The sequence below is a fragment of the Myxococcus sp. MxC21-1 genome (assembly GCF_032612255.1).
Taxonomy (GTDB): Bacteria; Myxococcota; Myxococcia; order Myxococcales; family Myxococcaceae; genus Myxococcus; species Myxococcus virescens.
Map to the genome: position 1 here is coordinate 3090536 of NZ_CP123278.1, position 21895 is coordinate 3112430.

A 21895-nucleotide genomic window follows, 5' to 3' on the forward strand; every position below is an offset into this window, starting at 1 on the left:
TCCACGTGGGCCAGGACGCGCGTGCGGTGCGCGTCCGGGAGCGCCCCTTCGAGGAAGTCGCTCAGTGTCGTCTCGCTCGGGCACCCCATGGAGGCCCGGAGACTAACAAATTCCTGGACTTTTCACTTTTGCCCGCCTGTGGCGGTTCAGGCCTGGGCGCGTGACTTGAGGCGGGCGAAGAGCTCGGGAGGCATGGAGGCGGAGCCCAGCCGGTGGTCGGCGGAGATGGCCTCGCCGTGGAAGTCGCTGCCGGCGGTGGGGACCAGGCCCAGCTCCTTGGCCAGGCCGAGATACTTCTGGCGCACGCTGGGGTTGTGGTCCTCGTGCAGCACCTCGAGGCCCGCCAGTCCCGCCTGGGCGAGCGCGCGGATCTCCAGTCGCTCCATGCGCGATGCGCCCGGGTGGGCGAGGGTGGCCGTGCCGCCCGCGTTGCGGATGAGTCGGATGGCGTCCTCGCCCGCCAGCTTGAAGCGCTCCACCCAGGCTGCGCCGCGCATGCCCAGGAAGCGGTCGAAGGCTTCCTTCACGTCCACCACCCAGCCGCGGTCCACCAGCACGCGGGCCAGATGGGGACGGCCCAACTGCGCGTCGCCGGCCACCGCCCGGACGTGCTCCATGCGCACGGGGTAGCCCAACTGCCGCATGCGCTCCAGCAGGGCTTCCATGCGCTGCTCGCGCTCCAGTCGGAGCCGGTCGGCGAAGCGGGCGATGTCCTCGTCGTCCGGCCTCAGGAAGTGCCCCAGGATGTGGCACTCGCGTCCATGAATGAACGCGGAGATTTCGATGCCCGGCACCAGCTCCACGCCGTGGGCGCGCGCCGCCACCTCGGCCTCGGCCAACCCCGCGACGGTGTCGTGGTCGGTAATCGCCAACACCGTCACCCCGGCGGCGGCGGCCCGCGCCAGCAGCTCCGTGGGCGCATATTGACCGTCGCTGGCGGTGGTGTGCGAGTGCAGGTCAATCACGGCGGGCTCCAGGGTGTGGGGGCAATGTTTCCCATACGCGACCTATGCCGGGTTTCACACCAACTTGCGGCATGGGGGGTGCCACCGCCACCCAGGGTGTGGCTACTGTCCGGGCCCTATGGGCAAGAAGTCCGATACGACCATCGAGAACCGGGTCTACCTTTTCGAGTCATTGGCGAGCAGCTACGTGGCATCCGCCACCGAGGTCTTGTCCTCGGAGGACCCCGCGGTGCGGCAGCGCGCGCGCCGGGCCCTGGCGGAGATGGCCTTCGTGTCCTGTGTCATGGCGGACACTGCTCATCTGCCGGCCGAGCAGGTTCGGGCCCAGGTGCTCGGCGCGCCCGAGCGCGTCCCGGAGGCACCTTCGAAGGTGTCCGGCGGCGCGGCTCGGAAGCGCAACAAGTAGCGGCCCCTGTCGCGGTTCGGGTGGTATGTCGGCGGAGCCCTTTTGCTTCGAGGAGCGCCGACATGAGCCCGCCGCAGACGCCCGCCACGGGCGTGGTGATGACGCTGGTCAGCCAGCCCCAGTTCAAGACGCAGCTCACCCATGGCCCGTCAGGCACGGTGAATCAGACGGAGGCGCCGCGCGACAACGGCGGCACCGGTGGCAGCTTCTCGCCCACGGACCTGGTGGGCGCGGCGCTGATGTCGTGCGCGGTGACGACGATGCACCTGTTCGCCTCGCGTGAAGGCATTGCCCTGGGCGAGGTGCGCGCCCGTGTGGAGAAGCGGATGTCGCCGCCGCCGCGCCGCATCGCCGAGCTGGTGCTGGACATCCAGATGCCGGCCGGCCTGTCCGCCGAGCACCGGGCCACACTGGAGAAGGTGGGCCGCGAGTGCCCGGTGGCCCGCAGCCTCCACCCGGACGTGAAGCTGCCGCTGACGTTCAGCTATCCGGACTGAGGACGCCAGGCCGCTTGCCCTCCAGGGGGCCTGCCCGCGAATACTGCGGGTGGGCCCCTTCGTGTTCATCCTCCCCGACTGCGGGGCTCGTCCTGGAGGACACGGCATGCATGCGAAGCGGTTGGGCATCTACCTCAATGACCACCTGGCGGGCTCGGTGGGCGGGCTGGAGCTGGCAATCCGCACGGAGGCGGAGAACCACGGCAACCTGCTGGGCCGCTATCTGGCGACGCTCATCCCCGAGCTGAAGGAAGACCAGTCCACGCTGCTAGCGGTGATGGACGCCCTGGAGCTGAAGCGAGATGGGCTGAAGACGCGCGCCGCGTGGGCCGCGGAGAAGGTGAGCCGGCTGAAGCTGAACGGCACGCTCGTGCGCTATTCTCCCTTGAGCCGGCTGCTGGAATTGGAAGGCCTGTGCTCGGCCACGGAGGGCCGCTTGTCCCTCTGGCGCACGCTGGCGCGCGTGTCGGTGAAAGACGCGCGGCTCGCGGTGTTTCCCTTCGAGTCGCTCGTGCAGCGCGGCGAGGCGCAGCGCTCCGTGCTCCAGCGCCTGAGGGCCCAGGCGGCCGACGTGGCCTTCGCGGAGGAGCCGCAGCCTTTCGGCACCGGAGAGCCTCTCGTCGCGGGCCACTGACTGACGCCCGGGCATGAAGAAGCCCCCTGCCGCGGCGAGCGACAGGGGGCGAGGACTTCATTCTGGCGCGGGGCTCAGGTGCCCGACGTTCCCGAAGCGCCGGCGGGCGGCGTCGTGGGCCGGGCGCCCGAGGCGTCCGGCGTGGGCACCAGGCGGAGCTGGCTGGCGCTGCTGCCGAAGCTCGCGTCCACCTCGCGCTCCAGGTACGTGTAGCCGGACAGGCCATCCTCGTACATGCGCAGCAGGTTGCGCGATTCGTCCAGGGTGATGCGGCCCTGGCGCAGCGCGGCCTCGGTGAACTTGCGCAGCTTCGCCACCAGGTCGTCCTTGGTGTAGCTGACGTAGTTGAGCACCTCCGTCACCGTGTCGCCGGCCACCACATTGTCGATGAGGTAGCCCCCGTTGGGCCCCAGCGACACCTGCACGGCGTGCGTGTCGCCGAACAGGTTGTGGAGGTCGCCGAGGATCTCCTGGTAGGCGCCCACCATGAAGATGCCCAGGTAGTAGTCGTCATCGTTGAGCGCGTGCAGCTCGAGGGCGTCCTTCACCTCGCGCTTGTCGATGAAGTGCTCGATCTTCCCGTCCGAGTCGCAGGTGATGTCCGCCAGCGTCGCGCGGCGCGTCGGCTTCTCCGCCAGCCGGTGGATGGGCATCATCGGGAAGAGCTGGTCGATGGCCCACGAGTCCGGCAGCGACTGGAACACGGAGAAGTTGCAGAAGTACGTGTCGTTGAGCGCCTTCTCCAGGGAGTCCAGCTCCTCGGGAATCTCGCCCTGCTCACGCGCGATGCGCATGATCTTGTGGCAGGTGGCCCAGTAGATGTTCTCCGCCGCCACGCGCTGCTCCAGCGACAGGTGGCCCAGCGAGAAGAGGGTGAGGCTCTCCTCCTTGGCGTCCTGCACGTCGTGCCACGCCTCCAGCAGGTTCTTGTTGGTGACCTCGCGGTAGGTGGACCAGAGGTTGCGCACCACGGAGGGCGCCTTCTCGTCCACCTTCTCGGGGACCGGCGCCGGGTCGAACTCACTGGTGCCCAGCACGTCCACCACCAGCACCGCGTGGTGCGCCACCACGGCGCGGCCGGACTCCGACACCAGCGTGGGGTGCGGCACGCCGGCCCGGTCGCAGGCCTCCATGACGCCGAACACCACGTCGTTGGCGTACTCCTCCGTGGTGTAGTTCATGGAAGAGGCGAAGTTCGTCTGGGAGCCGTCGTAGTCCACGCCCAGGCCGCCGCCCACGTCCAGGTACTTCAGCGGCGCGCCCTGACGGGCCACCTCCACGTAGAAGCAGCCCACCTCACGCAGCGCGTTCTTCACGTTGCGGATGTTGGAGATCTGGCTGCCCAGGTGGAAGTGCAGCAACTCGAAGGAGTTGAGCAGGCCCGCGTCCTTCATGAAGCTGATGCAGTTCATCAGCTCGGAGGAGGTCAGGCCGAACTTGGAGCGGTCGCCGCCGCTGGCCTCCCACTTGCCGGCGCCGCGCGTGGACAGCTTCACGCGAATGCCCAGCCGGGGGGCGATGCCCGTGCGCCGGGCGACCTCCGCGATGAGCGGCAGCTCGCTGGGCTTCTCCACCACCAGGATGACGTTGCGGCCCAGGCGCGAGTAGAAGAGCGCCGTCTCGATGTACTCCTCATCCTTGTAGCCGTTGCAGATGACGAGCGCGTTCTCGTTCTCCAGCAGCGCCATCACCGCGAGCAGCTCCGGCTTGCTGCCGGCCTCCAGCCCGTAGTTGTAGCCCTTGCCCGCCTCGATGAGGGTCTCCACCACGTAGCGGTGCTGGTTCACCTTGATGGGGTACACGCCGCGGTAGCCGCCCTTGAACCCCTGATCGTTCATGGCCTTGCGGAAGGCCTCGTTCAGGTGGACCACGCGGTGGCGCAGCACGTCCGTGAAGCGGATGAGCAGCGGCAGGCCGATGCCCCGGCGGCGCACTTCGTCGACCAGCTCCTTCAGGTCCATGTTCGGGGCCTGGGGACCGTCCGGGTGGACGATGACATGGCCCTTCTCATTGATGCCGAAGTAGGGGTTGCCCCAGTTCCGGATTCCGTACAGCTCGTGCGCGTCGGCAAGGGTCCAGCGGTGGGGAGGGGCGTTTACGGGCATCGGCGTCTCGAGGCTCCCGGGGGTAGATGGGGTGGACTCCCGTGAACAACGGACGATCACAGGAATCGCGCGGGAACTATCGGAAAGCCCCTCGGTATTCAACAGCCGCTTGTGCGGAGGGCAGGCAGGCTGGCGGGGCGGCCGCCCGGTGCTCCTCCTCCCGCGGGCCGACCCTCCATTCAATTCCTACCCTTTTCCCGTGAGTCATGAGGGACGCGTGGAAACAAGGGGAGGGTACATGGAGTCGTCCGCACGCAGGGAAGAGGCGCTGCTGACCCCGCGGGAAATCTACGAGCGGCTGGATCGCTTCGTCATCGGCCAGGACGGGGCCAAGCGCGCGGTGGCCATTGCGGCCCACAATCACCTCAAGCGGCTGCTGGCGCGAAGGCTGCGCCGGACGTCGCTCATCAAGAAATCCAACATCTTGCTGATGGGACCCACCGGGAGCGGCAAGACGCACATCGCCCGCAATCTGGCGGACATCCTCCACGTGCCGTTCACCACCGTGGACGCCACCGAGTACACGGAGGCCGGCTACTACGGGAAGGACGTGGAGGTGATGATCTCCGACCTCCTCTTCAAGGCGAACCACTCCGTGGAGGACACCCAGCGGGGCATCATCTTCATCGACGAGGTGGACAAGATTGCCCGCCGCTCCCAGGGCGCCCGCAACGGCGCGGGCAGCCGCGACATCGGCGGCGAGGGGGTCCAGCAGTCGCTGCTGAAGCTGCTGGAGGGCCGCGAGGTGTACGTGCCCCTCAACGTCACCCAGGCCTGGAACAAGAGCGACTTCGTGCAGGTGGACACGCGCGACATCCTCTTCATTTGCGCGGGCACGTTCAGTGACTTGCACGACTCCGGAGATGAAGGGAGCCGCGCCATGGGCTTTGGCGCGGAAGACTCGGCGACGCGCAGCCAGAAGCGCATCAGCACCCGCCAGCTGACGGACTTCGGCATGCTGGCGGAGTTCCTCGGCCGCCTGCCGGTGGTGGTGCAGTTGGAGCGGCTGGGCGAGGAGGACCTGATGCGCGTGCTCACCGAGCCGCCGGACTCCATCGTGCGCGAGTTCCGCGAGCTGCTGTCCATGGACGACCTGGAGGTGGACTTCGCCGACCCGGGCCTGCGCGAGGTGGTGCGCTATTCCGTGGAGCGCGGGCTGGGGGCTCGAGGATTGCGGTCCATCCTGGAGCACGTCATGGCGGACATCATGTTCGAGGCGCCCGAGCGGCGGCGGCGCCAGGTGACGGTGGACGCGGGCTTCGTGCGAGAGCGGCTGCGGGGGCTGGATTCGACGCAGCTGGACGTGTGAGTCAGGGCTCGCGCTCGGAGGCGCGGGCCGCGGCGCCCAGCCGGGCCGCCACGTCCGGGTCCTGGATGAGCTGGAGCACACCGTCGTGGCGCAGCAGCGCGGCGGTGTCTCCTCGCGCCAGGGCCTGCTTCAGCTTCGGGTCCTGCAGCAGGCGCTGGAAGCGAGGGTCCTTGCGCAGGGCCTTGTAGGCCGGGTCGTCCTGGAGCCGACCCGCGCGCTTCGGATCACTGGCGGCCTTGGCGACCTCCACCAGGTTCTTCACCGGGGCGAACTGCGTCATCTCGAAGAGGTTGTAGCGGCGGGCGACCTCGATGGAGAGCGACTCCTTCGGGGACAGGCCCACGCGGCGGCCCGCGATGACGACGTGCTGTTCGAAGAAGGCGATGGCGCTGAGGACGACCCAGGCGATGATGCCCATCTTCGCGCCGCCCAATACGAAGCCGAGGAAGCGGTCCACGCCCCGGTTCTCATGGTGCTGACCGGTGGAGAGGATGCGCAGCAGCAGCGCGCCCAGGGCGTAGCGCACAGCGAGCCACGTGCAGATGAACAGGAGCACCGTGCCCACGATGGCGCCCAGGAAGAGCGGACTGCCCAGGGCCTCGGCCAGGTGTGGGGCCACCACGGGACCCAGGCGGCGCGAGGCGAAGTAGCCCACCGCCAGGCCCACCACGTTGGCGACCTGGCGCGACGCCCCGGTGATGGCGCCGATCATGGCGAAGAACAGCACCAGTCCGAGGATGATGAGGTCGATGACCATGGGCGCCGCCGCCGTCAGCGGATCTTGAACGAGCCGCCCTTGTCGCGAGCCTCGTCCTGGGACTGCTTCTGGACCTCCGCCAGCCGCTCCTTGTAGCGGGCGTTGGAGGGCTCATAGGTGAGCGCCATCTTCAGGTTCCGCTCGGCGGCGGACCAGTTGCCGGCGTCCGCGTCCTTCTGCGCCTGCTGGAAGAACTGGCGTCCCTTGGGGTGGGTGCCGATCTGCTCTTCCTGCTCCTTCTTGGCGGCGGCCTTGGTCTCCGCTTCGGAGGCTTCGGTGAAGCGCAGCTTCTGGGCGCGCTCGGGGCCCGTCACGTCGACGACGTACTTCTTGCGCTTCGTGTCGTCGCGCAGGACGTAGTAGGCCTCGGTGACGCGCTTGTAGAGCTCGTTGATGCGCTCCTTCAGCTCCTTGGAGTCCACGTGGAAGAAGCGGTCCGGGTGGTAGGTGCGGCTCTCCCGGTAGAAGGCGCGCTTGATGTCCGCGGGGGTGGCGGTCCTCTCCAGCATGAGCACTTCGAAGTAGTCGAGCTGGTCCAGCTTCGCGCAGCGCGATTCCAGGTCGGCGAGCTGCTGGATGTCCAGGCCCAGGTCCGTTGACGCAGCATGCGTTGGCGGTGGCGTGACCGCCGTGGCCGCGGCAGGGGCGACGGGCGGGACGATGGGCGCCACGGAAGGAATCGAGGGCACCGCGCCGGATGGAGCGCGTGGGGCCGGCGTCAGCGGTGCGATGCCCGGGACGGCGGGCGCCACGGACGGGGGAGGGCGCGGCGGCGTGGCGCCGGCGGGCACCAGCGCTGGGAGGGACATGGTGGGCCGGGCACCGGGCTTCTGCTGTGGGGCCGTGGAGGGCGCCACGGGAGGGACAACCTGTCCCAACGCGAGTACGGGAGGCGGCCTCGACGTCGGTGCTGTTCCTTGGGAGCGCGCCGGTGCGGAAGGCACGGCGCCTGCCTGCGGCGCGGCTGCGGGGATTGCCGGGGCGACTGTCGGGACAGCCCTCGTCTGGGCCGGAGCGCGGGGCGCTACCGGGGCCACGGAGGGGACGACGCCTGTCGATGAGGGCGCAGCCGGCGCGCCCACGGGGGCGATGGAGGGCACTGCGCCCGCGAGTGGAGCGGAGGCCCCCACGGGAGCGATGGGGGGAACGACACCCGCCGAGCTTGGCGACGCTGTTGCTCCCACGGGCGCGATGGCAGGGGCAACGGCGGGAATTGCGCCCATGGTGGGACGCTGCGCCGGAGGAACTGCACCGGCCGGGCGCGGAGGAGGCGTGTTTCCTCCACCGGCCGGGCGAGGCGCGGGCGTCGGTGCTCCCGCCGCATGGGGACTCGAGCCTGGCGCGGGGCGGACGTGTTGGCTCCAGTGGCAGTGGCGCCAGCCGTCGCGACGCGTGGCACGGGCGTACTCGCGCCAGCGGCGGGGGAGGCCGGTGCCGGTCGCGAAGCGGGCGTGGTGGTGCCCGCGGGGGGCACGCGGGGGACAGGTGTGTTGGCGCCTGCGCCCGTCACCTGGCTCGGTACGAGGGGGCGGCTCCCGCTGCTCCGGTAGGCGGACGCGGTACGGGCGTAGCGGCCCCGGCTGCATCGGTAGGCGGACGCGGTACGGGCGTAGCGGCCCCCGCTGCATCGGCAGGAGGACGCGGTACGGGCGTGGCGGCTCCCGCTGCACCGGTAAGCGGACGCGGTACGGGCGTGGCGGCTCCCGCTGCACCGGTAAGCGGACGCGGTACGGGCGTGGCGGCTCCCGCTGCACCGGTAGGCGGACGCGGTACGGGCGTGGCAGCCTCCGCTGCTCCGGCGGCCGGGCGAGGCGCGGGTGTCCGGGCGTCAGCTCCGCTGGTGCCCTGCGGAGCCGTGGGCGCCTGCACGCCAGGGTTCGCGAGCGCCGAACGTGGCACGGGTGTCCGAGCGTCAGCACCCGTTGCACTCGCGCCAGCCGCCGTACCCGGCGCGGACACCGAGGTCCCTGTGCCAGCTCCCGCCGGGCGCGGCACCGGCGTCGTGGCGACCGCAGCGGATGGCGCATCTCCAGCAGCACTGCGTTGCCCCGGCACTGCGCCACCTGCCGGCTGCCTCGCGGCGGGGCTCGTCGCGGCACCCACGGCAGGAATCGCAGGCAGCGTCGTGGGCGTGCCTCGCGGCGCACTCCCCGAACCCGGCACGGACGGCACCGAACCCGACGCCGGACGTGCCGGCGCCGCCGCGGGACTCGCACCCGGCGCCGTCGCACGTCCAGGCGGGGAAGGCGCACCCTCTCCAGCGCCTGTCCGCACCGTGGGAATCCCCGTCGTCGTGGCCCGGGGCGGCACCGGGGGCATCACGCCGGTGGGACGTGCGACAGGTGTTCCCTGGGGCCTAGGCGGCGGAGTCGGCGCGCTGGCGGCGGGCGACGACGGAATCGTCCCGGGCGCGACGGGGCCGGGGACGGCGGCCGTCACGCGCGGGACTGCGGGCCGGGCGGGCGTGGCCGGTGTCCCGGGCGTGGCTCCCGGCGGTTTGCCGGCGCTGGGGTCTGAAGGCTCGGACATCGGCGTGGTCGAGTCGCGGCCTTACTGCGCCGCGGCGGGCAGGTCGTCGCTGTTGTGGCCAGCAAGCCGGATGTTCCGGTTTGCCTGGATGGACTGCTGGATATCGGCCTCGCTCATGCCGGAGGACAGGGTGATGGAGGTCGACGTCTTCTGACCCGTCGCCGTGTCGCACGCGGACACGTGCACCAGGCCATCCGTGTTGATTTCGAAGGTGACCTCGATCTTCACCTCGCCGCGGTAGCCGATGCGGAAGCCCGCGAACTCGAACTCGCCGAGCATCTCGCACTCGTCGGCGCGGTTGGACTCGCCCTGGTACACGCGAATCTTCACCTTCTCCTGGCCGTCGCGGCTGGTGGTGAACGTCTTCGAGCGGTCGATGGGAACCGGCGTGTTCTTGTCGATGATCTTCTCGGTGTACCCACCCACCGTGCCGATGCGCAGCGACAGCGGCGTGACGTCCACCAGGAACGTCTGCGTCTTGCTGTCCAGCAGCGCGTGCGACTGGAGCGCCGCGCCCATGGCCACGACCTGGTCCGGGTTGATGCCTTCCAGCGGTTCCTTCTGGAAGTAGTGCTTCACCGAATTGCGGATGATGGGCAGCCGCGTCGGCCCGCCCACGAGGATGACCGCGTCGATGTCGGCGGCCGTCAGGCGCGCGCTCTGCAGCGCCTCGTCACACACCTTGAAGGTGCGCTGCACCAGGTCCATCACCATGCGGTTGAACTGGTCCTGGTTGAGCTGCCCACGCAGGTCCATGACGTTGCCGTCCGCGTCCTGGCAGATGCCCTGGCAGAGAATCTCCGCGGAGCCCGTCTGGCCCACGTCGATTTTCGCCTTCTCCGCGGCCTCCTTGAGCATCTGCAGGCAGAACTTGTTCTGCCGCACGTCCAGGCGCGTACGGGCCAGGAAGTCATCCGCCAGCCACGTCATGATGCGGTCGTCGAAGTCGTCGCCGCCCAGGTACGTGTCGCCCGCGGTGGCCAGCACCTCGAAGACGTCCTTGCCAATCTCCAGGATGGAGACGTCGAAGGTGCCGCCGCCGAGGTCGTAGACCACCACGCGCTGGTTGACGTCGCGCCCGAAGCCGTATGCGAGCGCCGCGGCGGTGGGCTCGTTGAGGATGCGCAGCACCTCCATGCCGGCGATGCGGCCCGCGTCCTTGGTGGCCTGGCGCTGGTTGTCGTTGAAGTACGCGGGCACGGTGACCACGGCCTTGGTCACCTCCTGGCCCAGGTACGTCTCCGCCACCGCCTTCAACTCCTTGAGCACCAGCGCGCTGATCTCCGGGAGCGAATAGGAGTGCTCGTTCATCGCGATGCGCACCGAGTTGTTGTCGCCCTCCACGATGCGGTACGGCATCACCGCCTGCGCCTTCTTCACCTCGTCGGAGAAGTAGTAGCGGCCGATGAGGCGCTTGGCGGAATAGACGGTCTGCTCGGGGTTGGTGATGATGTTCTTCTTGGCCGCGTTACCGACCAGGACCGAGCCATCCTCGAGGAACGAGACGCAGGAGGCGTGAGTCGTCTCTCCCCACTCATTGGGGATGACGGTGGGCTGGCCGTCCTGGACCACCGCCACGCATGAGAATGACGTGCCCAGGTCGATGCCGATTGCGATGTCGTCCGCCATTCCATCTCCGGTGAAGACCTTCAGCAGAGGTCCGTCGGTGAAGGGCACGGAGGTTAGGCACCCCCAGAAGCGGGTGTCAACGTTCCCGTGTCAATAAAGCCCAGCCATTTCAAGGGCTTAGCGAGGGTGCAAGGGAGCACGCCCACTGGCTTGAGGGGGCGCTCCGAGGCCATTATCTCTCATGGCGAAGGGGGTTTACTCATCCATGTCCGTCATCCTCGCCGCTCTGACGTCCGACCCGAACCTGCTGCGCTGTGAGCTGCACCGCCTCCAAGGCCAGGTCCTGCTCCAGGGAGAGCCGAGGGCGAACGCCGTGGGGGTGGGAGCCTACGCCCAGGAGGAGGTCCTGTTGCGGCGCTTCTCCAGTAGCGAGGCACTGTCCCTGGACTCGCTCGTGCCCCCGCATGAGTCGGAGGCGCTGCTGTTCCACGCCGGCCAACTGCCCGTGGGCTTGTCGCTGGAGGAGAATACGCAGCCCTTCCGCTCCCGGCGCTGGTTGTTCGCCCTTCATGGCGGCGTACAGGGCTTCGAGCTGCTTCGTGCCCCGTTGCTGGCGTCGCTGCCGGACCACCTGCGGCGTCAGGTGCGCGGTGGAACCGAAGGGGAGCTGCTGTTCGCCGTCTTCCTCAGGCGCCTGCGCGACCTGGGCCGCACGGAGGATCCACGGCTGGAGGCCGAGGTCGCTGGACGCGTGCTGGCGGACACGGCGCGCGAGGTGGTTCAGGCCGCGGCCCAGGCCGGCGTGGCACGCACGCCCACGCTCAACCTGGTGGCCACCAACGGCATCCTCCTGGCGGCGACCCGGTACGGCGAGCATCCCTTGTACTGCACGCGGCTGGAGGGGGCGGCCGAATGCGAGTTGTGCGAGGTGACGCCCTCGACACCCGATACGCAGCCCGCGGTGGGAGCGCACCGCCGCCGCCGCACGGTCGTGGTGGCCAGCGCGCTCAAGCGCACCACGGGATGGGTGGAGCTGGCTCATGGCCACACGCTGGCGGTGGGGCCGGATCTGCAGATGCACGAGCTGTCCGGCACGTGAGCGACGTACGCGAGGCAGGCGCCTGGAGGCCGCTCCCGAATCGGATGCGGACCTCGGCGCCGCCTCGTGGAAGTCCCGGCGGTCCCGCCATGAAGCGCTGAACTCCCGACCGCGCTTCACGAATACCCCTCATTCACACCCAGGCTTTCCCGAGATGGGCGCTCCGGGTCCAGGATGACTGCGAGCCGCTTTACATCCCCGGAGGGGAAATGCTTCCATTGAGGATGCTTCATTGAAATGTTGAAGGCTCACTGGATTTTCGGTGCTTGTGTCTCCCATGCTCTCAGAAGTTGAGCCGATGTTCAGCATCGAGATCCGCTTGAGGTCGGATGCGGCGGTCGCCGCCGCGTTGAGCCGCCGCTACGCCCGTGAGCATGGCCTGACGGCGCAAGCCAGCGCCGAGGTGGCGGTGGTGGTGAGCGAGCTGGCCACCAACCTGGTGCGCCACGCGGGGGCCGGGGCTGGGTGGAGCTGTGGCTCGAGGCGGAGTGGCTCTTCATCCGCTCCCGCGACCGCGGCCCCGGCATGGAGGACCCATCCCGGTTCTTCGCGGGCAGGGAAGGGCGTCCGAGCCCGCTGCCCGGAGACAGCCTGGGCGAAGGCGGGGCCGCGGTGCGACGGCTCACCGACGATGTCCAGGTGGCCAACCGCGAAGGTGGAGGGTTCGAGGTGCTGGCGCGCAAGCGGGTGGTCCAGGCGAAAAGGAGGCGAGGGTGAGCGGTGGTTGGGTGTGCTCGGCGCTGTTGCGCGTCTTGCAGCAGTTCATGTCGGAGACGGCGGCGCGGTTGGCGCTGCGAGGCACCGTGGAGTCCCTCCGGCTGTCCCTGGACACGGCGACCACGGAGGACCTGTCGCGCCTCATCGAGGCGCTGGAACTCGCCACCCGCCAATTCGTGGACCCTTGTCGCCGGCCGCAGATGATGGCGCAGCTTCGCGCGCAGCTCGCGCCCTCTGAGGGGCCGGAGGGCACGGCCACTTCCGCCTCGGCGGAGGTTCGGGCGACCACCTATCTGGTGCGTACGGAAGCGGACGCCAGCCACGCGCGGCTCGCCGCCCGGATGCTGTGCGAGTCCCTGGGCGGGCGCGGCTACGAGTGCCAGAAGGTGGCCACGGCGGTGAGTGAGCTGGCGCGCAACCAGATTTCGTATGCCGGAGGCGGCACCATCCAACTCGCGCCGCAGCTGGCGCCCAAGCGGCTGCTGCGTGTCAGCGCCGAGGACTCCGGGCAAGGCATCCCGGACCTGGAGCGCGTGCTGTCGGGGACGTACCAGAGCAAGACGGGGATGGGCCTGGGCTTGTTGAGCGTGAAGCGATTGGCGGACCGCTTCGATGTGCGCACCGGCCCGAAGGGCACGCAGGTGGACTTCGAGGTGTGGCTGTGAGGCTCGCGGTCGCCCACCGCTCCCGTTTGATCGCCCGGGGATTGGGTGTGCCGGCACGTGCCGCGAGGTGTGCGGGCACTGCTCTCGCTCCCACGCGTGGCGCGTCGACGACTGTGTGTCCATCCCGCACAGTCGGGACATTGTACGAAAGTGGGGCATGGGAACTACGCTAGGGCTCCGTCCCACGTGGGGGCTGTGTCCACCTCCGCGCAGATGCTCGCCATTGACGAATCGCCGTGGTGGCATTCCATTGGGTGAGGTCTGATGGTGCGGCTTAATCGGGACCGGATGGAATCAAGGAGCGGGTCGATGGCCGGCAACTCAGGGGAAGACAACGCCAACCCGGGAAACGCCCGGGAGGTGGCCCCAGAGCGCCCTGACGAGGGCGATTCGCCCGTGCTGGACGGCGTGTCGGATGCAGAGCTGGACGCCATCGTGGGCCAGCTGCGCACGGACAAGAGCCTGCGTGCCCGGCCCAGCGCGCAGCCGCGCTACCGCGAGGCCGCGCAGTCGGAGCGACTGCACCGGGGCGCGGGCCGTTCACGGGCGTCCACCTTGGGCGAGGAGGAGGCGCCGCCGAAGGAAGCCGCGCCTGTCGTGAAGCATGCCTGGTACTTCGTCACGGGCGGCGCGGCCTACGGTCCTCACGACCTCGCGGACCTGAAGGCCCACGTGGAGCGGGGCTTTCTGGGCTTTGATTCCCTGTGCTGGCGCGAGGGGTTCAGTGAGTGGCTGCCCCTGGGGCACATCCCAGAGCTCGCCTCCGCGCTGCTGCCGCCAGCCGTGCCCGCGGGACCTCCGCCCATTCCACCGGAAGCGTCCGGGGCCTTCATGCCCCAGGCCGCGCGCGCGGTGGACGTGTCCGAGGCCACCACGGAGCGGGTGAGCCTGAACGCACCAGACACGGTGGTGCCCCCTTCGCGGCCATTGCTCCCGCCGCCGTCGTGGCCACTCCCGCGGTGAGTGCTGTCGCCTTGCCGCAGACGCAGGCGTCCGACGCACCCCATTCTGTGGAGGCCCCAGGGGTTCCGGCCGCGGGCGTTGTCGTCGGGCCTGCTCCAGAAGCTGTGGTCGCGACGCTCGCACCGGAACCTGTTACCGCGCCGGCCGCGAGTGACTTCTCCGCGTACGGAGCCCCGGCGTCGGACCCGATGCCCGTGGCGGAGCCCGTGGGAACCCACGCGGTGCTCGCGTCGCCGTCCCCTGAGGAACGCGCGCGTCGCAAGCGCCGGCTGGGTTTCATCCTGGCGGGTGGCGCCATCGGCGGGGTGTCGGTGGCCCTGGCGCTGAGCGTCCTGGGTGTTGGGGGCGGCCGTGGTGCCGCGAGCCCCGGTGAGGCCGTGGACACGACGCGTGGCCCCGGTGCGCCGCCGCCCGCCGAACAGCCGGTGGCCGCCGCGCCCACGCCGGACGCGGTCGTGGCCGCGAGCCAGGGCGGCGCGGCAACGGGTACCTCCACGTCAGCGGGCGGCACGGGCAGCGCGGGCCCTGGCTTCCGCGGCGCGGGCGTCGCGACGTCGGCCGCGGAGAGCGCGCGCGACCCGAGCCCGGTGCAGGAGCCCACACGCCCATCGACGCCCTCGCTCTCGGCCGCCTCGGTCGAGCGCGGAGGCCGCGTGCCGGAGCTGACCGGCACGGAGAGCACGGCGCGCGCCGCGACCGGCGGCGGACGGCCGTCACCGGAAGAGCGCGTCTTCGAGCGGCCCACGGGCAGCCTCTCCTCGCGAGACGTCGCCGTGGCCTTCGTCATCGGGAAGCACTCCGTGGCGCCTGCTCCGGAGCCGGAGCCCGCCAGGCGGCCCGCCACGACGGTGGCCGAAGCCGCGACGGCTGGCAGCTCGGAGGACGACCTGGGGCCCGACGCGGACTTCGACCGCATGCTCTCCGGCCCAGGGCCCAACGCCACCAAGCACCACAAGCCGACCGTCTATGTTCCGCCCGACCCGACGGCGCCGCGCGAGTCGCTCGACCGGCCACCGTCTTCGCGGTGGTGCATGCCCGGCGTTCGGAGCTCGCGGCGTGTGCCCGGGAGCAGTCCGCGCCGCCGCGGGAGGGGGACCGGGCAGTCCTGCGCTTGAGCGTCCTTCCGAGCGGGAAGGTGGAGTCCATCACCACCGAGACGCCGTGGCTGCGAGGCACGTCGCTCGTGCGTTGCATGCAGCAGAAGATAGGCGCCTGGACGTTCCCCAGGCATCGAACGCAGGGAGCGCCCGTCGTCTTCCGATACGAGTTCTGAGCCGCCGCGAGGAGCGCCCATGCCTGCTTACGTCCTGGTCGAGGTCTCGGTGCACGACGCGCAGACCTACGAGCGGTACAAGCAGCTCGCGCCTCCGTCGCTCAAGCCCTACGGGGGCCGCTACCTCGTCAAGGGGGGCCCCACCCAGGCCCTGGAAGGCACCTGGCAGCCCCCGCGCTTCGTCCTGCTGGAGTTCCCCAGCGTGGAGCTCGCCAGGGCCTGGTGGGCATCCCCGGAATACGCCGCCGCCAAGGCGCTCCGTCACGAAAGCGCGCACTCCATCATGTTGCTGGTGGAGGGCGTGCCGGCCACGACGCCCGTCACCGAAATAGGGGAGTCGCCGGCCTGAGCGGCCGCTGGAAAGCCGAAGCCCGGCGCCAGTCCGCGGTGTGTCGCGGGCCGGGCCGGGCTCGGGGGGCTTCAGTGAAGCGGGAGGACTAGTTCACGCCGACGGCGGTCCAGCTCTCCTTGACCTTCGCCACTTCCACGGAGTCCGCGCCGTAGAGGTCCGTGGCCGCGTTGATGGTCGCGGTGCGGGCCTGGGCGAACGTGGTGCTCGGCGTCATGTAGTGGGCCAGGGCGCGGTAGTAGATCTTCAGGCCCTTCTCCATGCCGATGGCGTCCTTCACCTCGATGCCGGACGTGCGGTTGGTTCCGCCGTTGGCCAGCAGGTAGAAGGCGTTGTTCGCGATGCCGCTGGAGCCGTGCACCTCGGTCTGCTTCGGGTAGTTCTTGTAGTTGTCGACCGAGTAGTTGTCCTTCGTCGGATCGTCCATGTAGCGCAGGCCGTCGGTGGGGTCGCCGTCCTTCGGCGTCCAGGCCGTCTCGCCCACCGTCCAGTTGAACTTCACGTCGGGGTTCTTCTGGGACGCGTACCACTCGAGGCCAGCGCCCATGATGTCGCTCATCGCCTCGTTCAGACCACCGGACTCGCCGCGGTAGATGAGGCCGGCGGTGCGCTCGGTGAGGCCGTGGGCAATCTCATGGCCCGCGATGTCCAGCGCGGTGAGCGGACCGGAGTTGCGGCCGTCGCCATCGCCGTAGCTCATCTTCTCGCCGTCCCAGTACGCGTTCACGTAGTTGTTGCTGACGTGGACGTAGGACACCAGCTTCTCACCCGCGCCGTCGATGGAGTCACGGCCGAGGATGTCCTTCATGTAGTCGTACATCATCTGGCCGCCGTAGTGCGCGTCCACCGCGGCCTTGTTGCGCTCCGGGTCCGTGGCCTCGCCCCAGACGTCGTTGTTGTCCTTGATGGGCGTCTGGCCGCTGGCGCGCTCGCGGTTCATCGCGTCGTAGGTCGCCACGCCCTTGCCGCGCGTGCCGTCCTCGAGCGTGTACGTGCCGTCCGCCTGCTTCTTCGTTTCCAGCGCGACCTTGCCGCTGTACATGGACGTGTCGTCCGCGATCTTCTCGCCGGGACCGGGCTCGTTGGGCTCAACGGCCTTCGGGGTGATGGTCAGGCCCCAGCTGTTCAGCGTGCCCGTGTCGCGGCGCGCGTTGTCCTTCACCGACAGCGTCCACTCGCCCTTCGCGGACTCGCCCGCGAAGGCGCTCAGGTCGAAGCTGCCCTTGATGTGGTCCGCGCTGCCACCCTTGCGGTTGTGCACCGTCTCCGACTTGCCGGAGGGGCTGGTGAGCGTGACCGACAGGTCGCCCTTGAACGTGTGGTCGATGTCCAGGTCCAGCTTCAGCTGGTCCACGGTGCCGTCCTGGGTCACGTTGATCTTCGACGTGACGGTGGCCAGGTCGGCGATCTCCGCCTTCGGCGTGGCCGAGGCCTTGATCTCGGAAGCCGTCGCGGCAGCGCCGTGCGCGTGGTCGGCGCCGTGGGCGTGGTCGGCGTGGTCCGCGCCGTGGGCGTGGCTGTGGCCGTGCGCGGCGCCGTGCTGGCGGGCGAAGCCGTCAATGGTGTTGAACTGCTCGAAGAGCTTCCCGGTGTTGGCGTCCACCAGGTAGTTCATCTTGCGCGGATTGTCGGTGCCATCCACGTTGGTGACTTCCACCCGGTAGGCGGAGTGGTACTCACCGGAGATGTCCTTGTAGATGACGCGCTCGGAGTTCGGCTGGCGGTCCGGCTTGCCGTCGAACGCCTTCATCGCGATGTCCAGCGCCTGGCTGTGCGACACCTTGGGCTTCTCCTTGCCCAGGCCGGCCGGGATCTCAGACTGGTCGCCGGTGGTGCTCTTGACCTTGCCGTCGGCGTCGAGGTGCGTGACGACCTGCTCGCCGAAGACCTTCACGCCCTCGTGCTGGCGGTCCAGACGCACGTGCGTCATGCCCAGCGAGTCACGCTCCACGCTCTTCGGCGTGTACGCCGGGAACTGCACGCCGCCGATGATGCCGGGGTTGCGGATGGAGGTCTGGGTGGAGGGGGCCAGGTGCGCCAGCGACGTCTGGATGGCGGTCTGCGCCTCGCGGCTGTCCAGGGAGAGCCGGCCCACGGGAGGCGGCAGCGGCTTCAGCGTCTTCTCCGCGCGCGCCAGGTCCGACGTCTTGGCCGCGGGGCCGAACCCGTCCTTGATGATGTTCGGGGCGATGGTCGCGGGCTTGGCGGCCGTCTTCGACTGAGCCTCGGAAGCAGCAGTGGAGCGAATCGTGGGCTTCGGACCTTCGGTGCGGCGAATCGTCATTGGGGGTCTCGAACTCAGTGCAAGGGGGTTGAAGAGTTATCGCCGCAGTGTGGCGCAGAGTTTCTTGCAATATTTTCAAAGCAATAAGCGATTCTCGAAAGGCAAGTAAAACCCTGTCGCGGTTCCGTTGAAATCAGGTTACGGACGCGTAAATTCGCCCGTTTTTCACGGGTGGTGTGCTCGGTGCTGCTGCACGGAGTGGGAGGCGCGGCGAAACTCGGCAGAAATCAGCCGAAAAAAGAAACCTCGAGAAACCGCACATAGAGGTTGCAAGCCGCGTGAAACAGGGCGGCGCCGATGACGGTGCCGGTGCGCTCCCGCATCCAGCCGAAGATCAGCGCTGGGAAGAACACGGACAGCCGCCACGCCTGGAAGATGGCCAGGTGGCCCAGGGCGAACAGCAGCGCCGTCAGCCAGAAGGCGGGGCCCAGCCGGCCCCCCAGGAACTTGCGGCCCTGGGGCCAGGCGTCGCGCAGCCGCGTCTGGAGGTAGCCCCGGTAGAAGAACTCCTCCGGCAGCGCGACGACGAAGAGCTGGTCGATGAACCACTCGCCGAAGCGCGGGGGCAGGCGGGGCTGGAAGCGGGCCTCGCCCATCAGCGGAGTGAGGTGCTTGGCCAGCGCCGGGGGCAGGTGGGGGAGCACCTCCACGAACGCGGCGAAACCCAGGAAGAAGAGGGGACCCACCACCGCGGACAGCAGCAGGAACAGGCGCAGGTCCTCGCGCCACGCGCGCAGCGACAGGCCGTAGTCCCCGTAGTCCTCGTCCCGCCAGCGCATGGGGATGAGCGGCAGGTAGAGGAAGCCCACGGTCGCGACCAGCTTGGGGATGCTGGTGCCGCCAAACAGGAGGAACGCGGCGACGATGGACAGGAAGCCCACCGCCCACAATCCCACCGCTTCCTGCACGGCGTTCGGTCGCCAGGGCGTCGTCACGGCCTGGGTCATGGCAGGTCCACCGACGCCAGCTCCACCTTCACGGCGCTCAGCGGAAGCACCCGGCAGCCGCGACGGTGCTTCTTCACCACCACCGCCACCAGCCGCCCCTCCGCGTCGAAGACGGGGCTGCCCGCGGGCAGGGCCAGGGGGACGTCATAGAAGGGGGCCTGGGTCGCCCGGGCTCGCGCCGGCACGGGGCGCGCGGGCTGGCCCTTCTTGGCGGGGAGGACGCCCACCAGCCAGCGGCCGTCAAGGCTGTCGCCGTCCCGAAGCACCTTCACGGGCGCCGCCGGGTACGCGCCATCCGGAGCGGCGAGCACCGCCACCTGGAGTTCCTGGCTGGCCATCACCACGCGGGCGGGCAGCGTCTTTCCGTCGTGCTCCACCGTGGCGGCATTCAGGCCGGTGAAGCGGGCTCCCACGGGAGTGACGGACGTGAGGATCTGCCCCGCGGACCCCACGAAGACGCCGGGTCCCGCGTTCCGAGGCCCCTTGACGTGCACCACCGAGCGCCCGTGTCGCTCCAGCACCCGTTGGAGGTCGGCGCGCGAGGGCTTGTCGGCCTCCGCTGCGGCGGAGGCGAAGGGGAGGACGCAGAGGAGGAGCAGCGGCGGCAGGCGGGACATCGGCGGGTGCCGCAGCCTATCACCGGCGCTCGCGCAGCGCGGTGACGAAGCGGTCCGCCGGGAGCGTGTTGAGCACGTCCCCTTCCGGGCCCAGCCCCGGCGCGCGGTGGCCACCGCGAAGGCCGGTTCCTCAGGTCCTCCTTCTGGTGCGCGTCGCAGCTCACCACCAGGCGGACGCCCTGCTTCACGGCCTGCCGGACATATTCGGCCTTGATGTCCAGGCGCGCGGGCTTGCCGTTGACCTCCACGGCCACGCCGCGTTCGGCGGCCCGCTCCAGGACCTCGTCCATGCGGACGGGGTAGGGCTCCCGGCTGTTGATGAGCCGGCCGGTGGGGTGCCCCAGAATCTGGAGGCAGGGGTTGTCCATCGCGGCCAGCAGCCGGCGCGTCATCTGGTCCTCGTCCATGCCGTGCCGGACGTGGATGGAGCCGATGACGACCTCGAGCTGCTCCAGGACGCTGTCGGCGTAGTCGAGCGCGCCGGACTCCAGGATGTCGACCTCGATGCCCTTGAGCAGCCGCACGCCGGAGACGGCCGCGTTGATGCGGTCGATCTCCTCCCACTGGCGCTTGAGGTCATCCACCTTCAGGCCGCCTGCGTAGATGGCTGCCTCGCTGTGCTCGGTGATGGTCAGGTACTTCAGGCCCAGCGCCCGCGCCGCGAGCGCCATCTCCTCCAGGCTGTTGCGCCCGTCGGACCAGGTGCTGTGCGCATGGACCGCGCCCTGGACGTCCTCCAACGTGAGCAGGTCCTGGGGAAGCTGTCCCGCGCGTGCGGCCTCCACCTCGCCGTTGTCCTCCCGCAGCTCGGGGGGCACGTACTGCATGTCCAGCAGGGCGTAGAGCCCGGACTCCTCCGTCACGGGCACCTTGGTGCCGTCGTCCCGGTGGACGCCCCATTCGGAAATCTTGAGGCCGCGCTCCTGCCCCAGGTTCCGCAGGCGAATGTGGTGCGCCTTGGAGCCGGTGAAGTGGTGCAGGGCGGTGGCGAAGTCCTCGTCGGGGAGCACGCGCAGGTCCACCTGGAGGTCTCCGGCCTCCAACCGCACGGAGCATTTGCTTTCGCCCTTGCCCAGCACCGTGGCCACGCCGGGGGCGTTCGCCAGGGCATCCAGCACCGGTTCAGCCTCCGGCGCGGAGGCGATGATGTCCACGTCCGCCACGGTCTCCGCCTGCCGGCGCACGCTGCCGCCCAGGCTGGCGCGCACCACGCCCGGCGCGGCCTTCACCCGCTCCAGCAGCGCCGTGGCCACCGGCAGCACCTCGCCCAGCAGCTTGCGCTCGCCGCGCGCGCGGCGGTACAGGGCGATGCCTTCCAGCATCTTCGCTTCGCTCTTCGCGCCGAAGCCGCGGACCTGCCGCACGCGGCCCTCACGGCAGGCCCGTTCCAGCTCCTCGATGCTGCTCACCTGGAGCTCGCGCCAGAGCGTGGCCACCTTCTTCGGCCCCACGTCGGGCAGCTGCGTCAGCTCCAGCAGCCCGGGAGGAAACTGCGCCCGCAGCTCCTCCAGGTAGCCGAGCCGGCCGGTGGACACCAGCTCGGAGATCTTCTCGGCGAGCGCGCGGCCGATGCCTGGGAGGCTCTCCAGCCGGCCTTCCGCGACCAGGGGGCCCAGTTCCTGGGGCAGCCCGGCGATGCGGTCCGCCGCCATGTCATAGGCGCGGACGCGGAACCCGCTTTCGCCCTGGAGCTGGAGCAGGAGGGAGATGTCACGGAGGACCTGGGCGACGGTGGCCTTGTCGACAGCAGTGGGGATGGTCACGTCGGGAGTCACGGGGAGAAGGTAATGCCCGGGCATCGGGAGTGCAGCCAGTCCCGCGTTGTGGGAAAAGGGGCCGCGATGACGAAGATCAAGCTGGGACCGGCGGACTTCGCCGAGAGGGAAATGCGGGGCTACGAGGTCGGCAAGCGCAACGTGTGTATCGCGAAGATCCACGGGCGCTACAAGGGCCTGGATGACTGGTGCAACCACGCCGGGTGTCTGCTGTCCGGCGGTCGCATCGAGGACAACATGGTCGTCTGCCCGTGTCATGAGGTCGGTTTCGACATGGACACCGGGCGCAACGCGACCTCGCCGGGGGTCTGTGACGACCAGCCGACGGTGCAGGTCGCGGTCGAGGACGGCACGCTCGTCATCGATTGGCCCGACACGCCCTGAAGCCCCTCTCGCACTCCGGAGTACCTGTCATGGCACACGACCACGACCACG

The 21895-nt window shown here is 69.6% G+C and carries 20 protein-coding genes and 2 pseudogenes; 12 read left to right on the plus strand and 10 right to left on the minus strand.

The annotated features are described in order from the left end of the window. Positions 1-20 precede the first annotated feature (20 nt). A pseudogene (locus QEG98_RS14355) lies at positions 21-89 on the minus strand (hypothetical protein); the annotation flags it as partial. A 57-nt stretch (positions 90-146) separates the two neighbouring features. Beyond that, entirely contained in the window at positions 147-965 is an 819-nt protein-coding gene (locus QEG98_RS14360; RefSeq protein ID WP_090488962.1) for a PHP domain-containing protein, read from the minus strand. 118 nt (positions 966-1083) lie between these two features. Here QEG98_RS14360 and QEG98_RS14365 point away from each other — a divergent pair, with 118 nt between their 5' ends. The 3 genes from QEG98_RS14365 (at position 1084) to QEG98_RS14375 (ending at position 2502) form a co-directional block, all read left to right on the plus strand. Further along, positions 1084-1371, plus strand: a complete 288-nt coding sequence (locus tag QEG98_RS14365) for a hypothetical protein (RefSeq protein ID WP_316567100.1) — start codon at positions 1084-1086, stop codon at positions 1369-1371. 62 nt (positions 1372-1433) lie between these two features. Beyond that, complete coding sequence (locus QEG98_RS14370; protein ID WP_316567101.1) at positions 1434-1868, plus strand: OsmC family protein; 435 nt, start codon at positions 1434-1436, stop codon at positions 1866-1868. Between the two features lie 106 nt (positions 1869-1974). Beyond that, complete coding sequence (locus QEG98_RS14375; protein WP_244171617.1) at positions 1975-2502, plus strand: hypothetical protein; 528 nt, start codon at positions 1975-1977, stop codon at positions 2500-2502. Between the two features lie 74 nt (positions 2503-2576). On the opposite strand, the gene speA is transcribed toward QEG98_RS14375, so the two are convergent. Next, complete coding sequence (gene speA, locus QEG98_RS14380) at positions 2577-4607, minus strand: biosynthetic arginine decarboxylase (protein WP_186817810.1); 2031 nt, start codon at positions 4605-4607, stop codon at positions 2577-2579. Positions 4608-4845: 238 nt separating this feature from the next. On the opposite strand from speA, the gene clpX reads away from it, so the two are divergent. After that, positions 4846-5916, plus strand: coding sequence for an ATP-dependent Clp protease ATP-binding subunit ClpX (gene clpX / locus QEG98_RS14385; protein ID WP_316567102.1), 1071 nt, complete (start codon positions 4846-4848; stop codon positions 5914-5916). 1 nt (position 5917) lies between these two features. On the opposite strand, the gene QEG98_RS14390 is transcribed toward clpX, so the two are convergent. The 3 genes from QEG98_RS14390 to dnaK all read right to left on the minus strand — a co-directional run bounded on the left by QEG98_RS14390 (position 5918) and on the right by dnaK (position 10831). Next, positions 5918-6673, minus strand: a complete 756-nt coding sequence (locus QEG98_RS14390; RefSeq protein WP_090488954.1) for a CvpA family protein — start codon at positions 6671-6673, stop codon at positions 5918-5920. A gap of 14 nt (positions 6674-6687) precedes the next feature. Further along, entirely contained in the window at positions 6688-7482 is a 795-nt protein-coding gene (locus tag QEG98_RS14395; protein WP_316567103.1) for a J domain-containing protein, read from the minus strand. Positions 7483-9223: 1741 nt separating this feature from the next. Beyond that, positions 9224-10831, minus strand: coding sequence for a molecular chaperone DnaK (dnaK, locus tag QEG98_RS14400; RefSeq protein WP_011552814.1), 1608 nt, complete (start codon positions 10829-10831; stop codon positions 9224-9226). A 205-nt stretch (positions 10832-11036) separates the two neighbouring features. Here dnaK and QEG98_RS14405 point away from each other — a divergent pair, with 205 nt between their 5' ends. The 7 genes from QEG98_RS14405 (at position 11037) to QEG98_RS14435 (ending at position 15837) form a co-directional block, all read left to right on the plus strand. Next, positions 11037-11870, plus strand: a complete 834-nt coding sequence (locus QEG98_RS14405; protein WP_316567104.1) for a class II glutamine amidotransferase — start codon at positions 11037-11039, stop codon at positions 11868-11870. Positions 11871-12335: 465 nt separating this feature from the next. After that, on the plus strand, positions 12336-12587 hold the full coding sequence (locus QEG98_RS14410; protein ID WP_316567105.1) for a hypothetical protein: 252 nt from the start codon (positions 12336-12338) through the stop codon (positions 12585-12587). Further along, positions 12584-13252 carry an ATP-binding protein gene (locus QEG98_RS14415; RefSeq protein ID WP_316567106.1) on the plus strand — a complete coding sequence of 223 codons (669 nt, stop codon included), beginning with the start codon at positions 12584-12586 and terminating at the stop codon, positions 13250-13252. Before QEG98_RS14410 ends, QEG98_RS14415 begins: the two co-directional genes overlap by 4 nt. Before the next feature lie 309 nt (positions 13253-13561). Beyond that, positions 13562-14215, plus strand: a complete 654-nt coding sequence (locus QEG98_RS14420; RefSeq protein ID WP_316567107.1) for a DUF4339 domain-containing protein — start codon at positions 13562-13564, stop codon at positions 14213-14215. Between the two features lie 194 nt (positions 14216-14409). Continuing rightward, positions 14410-15330 (plus strand): hypothetical protein, encoded by a 921-nt coding sequence (locus QEG98_RS14425; RefSeq protein ID WP_316567108.1) that lies wholly within the window; start codon positions 14410-14412, stop codon positions 15328-15330. Next, complete coding sequence (locus tag QEG98_RS14430) at positions 15243-15488, plus strand: AgmX/PglI C-terminal domain-containing protein (RefSeq protein WP_316567891.1); 246 nt, start codon at positions 15243-15245, stop codon at positions 15486-15488. Before QEG98_RS14425 ends, QEG98_RS14430 begins: the two co-directional genes overlap by 88 nt. Positions 15489-15507: 19 nt before the next feature. Beyond that, positions 15508-15837 (plus strand): DUF1330 domain-containing protein, encoded by a 330-nt coding sequence (locus QEG98_RS14435; RefSeq protein WP_090488942.1) that lies wholly within the window; start codon positions 15508-15510, stop codon positions 15835-15837. An 88-nt stretch (positions 15838-15925) separates the two neighbouring features. Here QEG98_RS14435 and QEG98_RS14440 read toward each other — a convergent pair whose 3' ends face one another. The 4 genes and pseudogenes from QEG98_RS14440 to polX all read right to left on the minus strand — a co-directional run bounded on the left by QEG98_RS14440 (position 15926) and on the right by polX (position 21448). Next, entirely contained in the window at positions 15926-18121 is a 2196-nt protein-coding gene (locus QEG98_RS14440) for a M4 family metallopeptidase (RefSeq protein ID WP_316567109.1), read from the minus strand. 227 nt (positions 18122-18348) lie between these two features. Beyond that, positions 18349-19068, minus strand: coding sequence for a myxosortase MrtX (gene mrtX, locus QEG98_RS14445; RefSeq protein WP_090488938.1), 720 nt, complete (start codon positions 19066-19068; stop codon positions 18349-18351). Next, positions 19065-19685, minus strand: a complete 621-nt coding sequence (locus QEG98_RS14450; protein WP_316567110.1) for a serine protease — start codon at positions 19683-19685, stop codon at positions 19065-19067. The genes mrtX and QEG98_RS14450 overlap by 4 nt, the downstream gene beginning before the upstream one ends. A gap of 19 nt (positions 19686-19704) precedes the next feature. Further along, positions 19705-21448 (minus strand): annotated as a pseudogene (gene polX / locus QEG98_RS14455) (DNA polymerase/3'-5' exonuclease PolX). 78 nt (positions 21449-21526) lie between these two features. Here polX and QEG98_RS14460 point away from each other — a divergent pair. After that, the gene (locus QEG98_RS14460) at positions 21527-21844 is read left to right on the plus strand and encodes a Rieske (2Fe-2S) protein (protein ID WP_090488932.1); all 318 of its coding nucleotides are present in this window, start codon (positions 21527-21529) and stop codon (positions 21842-21844) included. Positions 21845-21895 lie beyond the last annotated feature (51 nt).

What these genes read in the sequence shown, in the direction of transcription:
- QEG98_RS14405 (WP_316567104.1), top strand. Translation starts at nt 11,037, where the DNA reads ATGTCCGTCATCCTCGCCGCTCTGACGTCCGACCCGAACCTGCTGCGC.
- QEG98_RS14365 (WP_316567100.1), top strand. Translation starts at nt 1,084, where the DNA reads ATGGGCAAGAAGTCCGATACGACCATCGAGAACCGGGTCTACCTTTTC.
- QEG98_RS14440 (WP_316567109.1), bottom strand. Translation starts at nt 18,121, where the DNA reads ATGACGATTCGCCGCACCGAAGGTCCGAAGCCCACGATTCGCTCCACT.
- QEG98_RS14370 (WP_316567101.1), top strand. Translation starts at nt 1,434, where the DNA reads ATGAGCCCGCCGCAGACGCCCGCCACGGGCGTGGTGATGACGCTGGTC.
- QEG98_RS14450 (WP_316567110.1), bottom strand. Translation starts at nt 19,685, where the DNA reads ATGTCCCGCCTGCCGCCGCTGCTCCTCCTCTGCGTCCTCCCCTTCGCC.
- speA (WP_186817810.1), bottom strand. Translation starts at nt 4,607, where the DNA reads ATGCCCGTAAACGCCCCTCCCCACCGCTGGACCCTTGCCGACGCGCAC.
- QEG98_RS14435 (WP_090488942.1), top strand. Translation starts at nt 15,508, where the DNA reads ATGCCTGCTTACGTCCTGGTCGAGGTCTCGGTGCACGACGCGCAGACC.
- QEG98_RS14460 (WP_090488932.1), top strand. Translation starts at nt 21,527, where the DNA reads ATGACGAAGATCAAGCTGGGACCGGCGGACTTCGCCGAGAGGGAAATG.
- mrtX (WP_090488938.1), bottom strand. Translation starts at nt 19,068, where the DNA reads ATGACCCAGGCCGTGACGACGCCCTGGCGACCGAACGCCGTGCAGGAA.
- QEG98_RS14420 (WP_316567107.1), top strand. Translation starts at nt 13,562, where the DNA reads ATGGCCGGCAACTCAGGGGAAGACAACGCCAACCCGGGAAACGCCCGG.
- dnaK (WP_011552814.1), bottom strand. Translation starts at nt 10,831, where the DNA reads ATGGCGGACGACATCGCAATCGGCATCGACCTGGGCACGTCATTCTCA.
- QEG98_RS14375 (WP_244171617.1), top strand. Translation starts at nt 1,975, where the DNA reads ATGCATGCGAAGCGGTTGGGCATCTACCTCAATGACCACCTGGCGGGC.
- QEG98_RS14390 (WP_090488954.1), bottom strand. Translation starts at nt 6,673, where the DNA reads ATGGTCATCGACCTCATCATCCTCGGACTGGTGCTGTTCTTCGCCATG.
- QEG98_RS14395 (WP_316567103.1), bottom strand. Translation starts at nt 7,482, where the DNA reads ATGTCCCTCCCAGCGCTGGTGCCCGCCGGCGCCACGCCGCCGCGCCCT.
- clpX (WP_316567102.1), top strand. Translation starts at nt 4,846, where the DNA reads ATGGAGTCGTCCGCACGCAGGGAAGAGGCGCTGCTGACCCCGCGGGAA.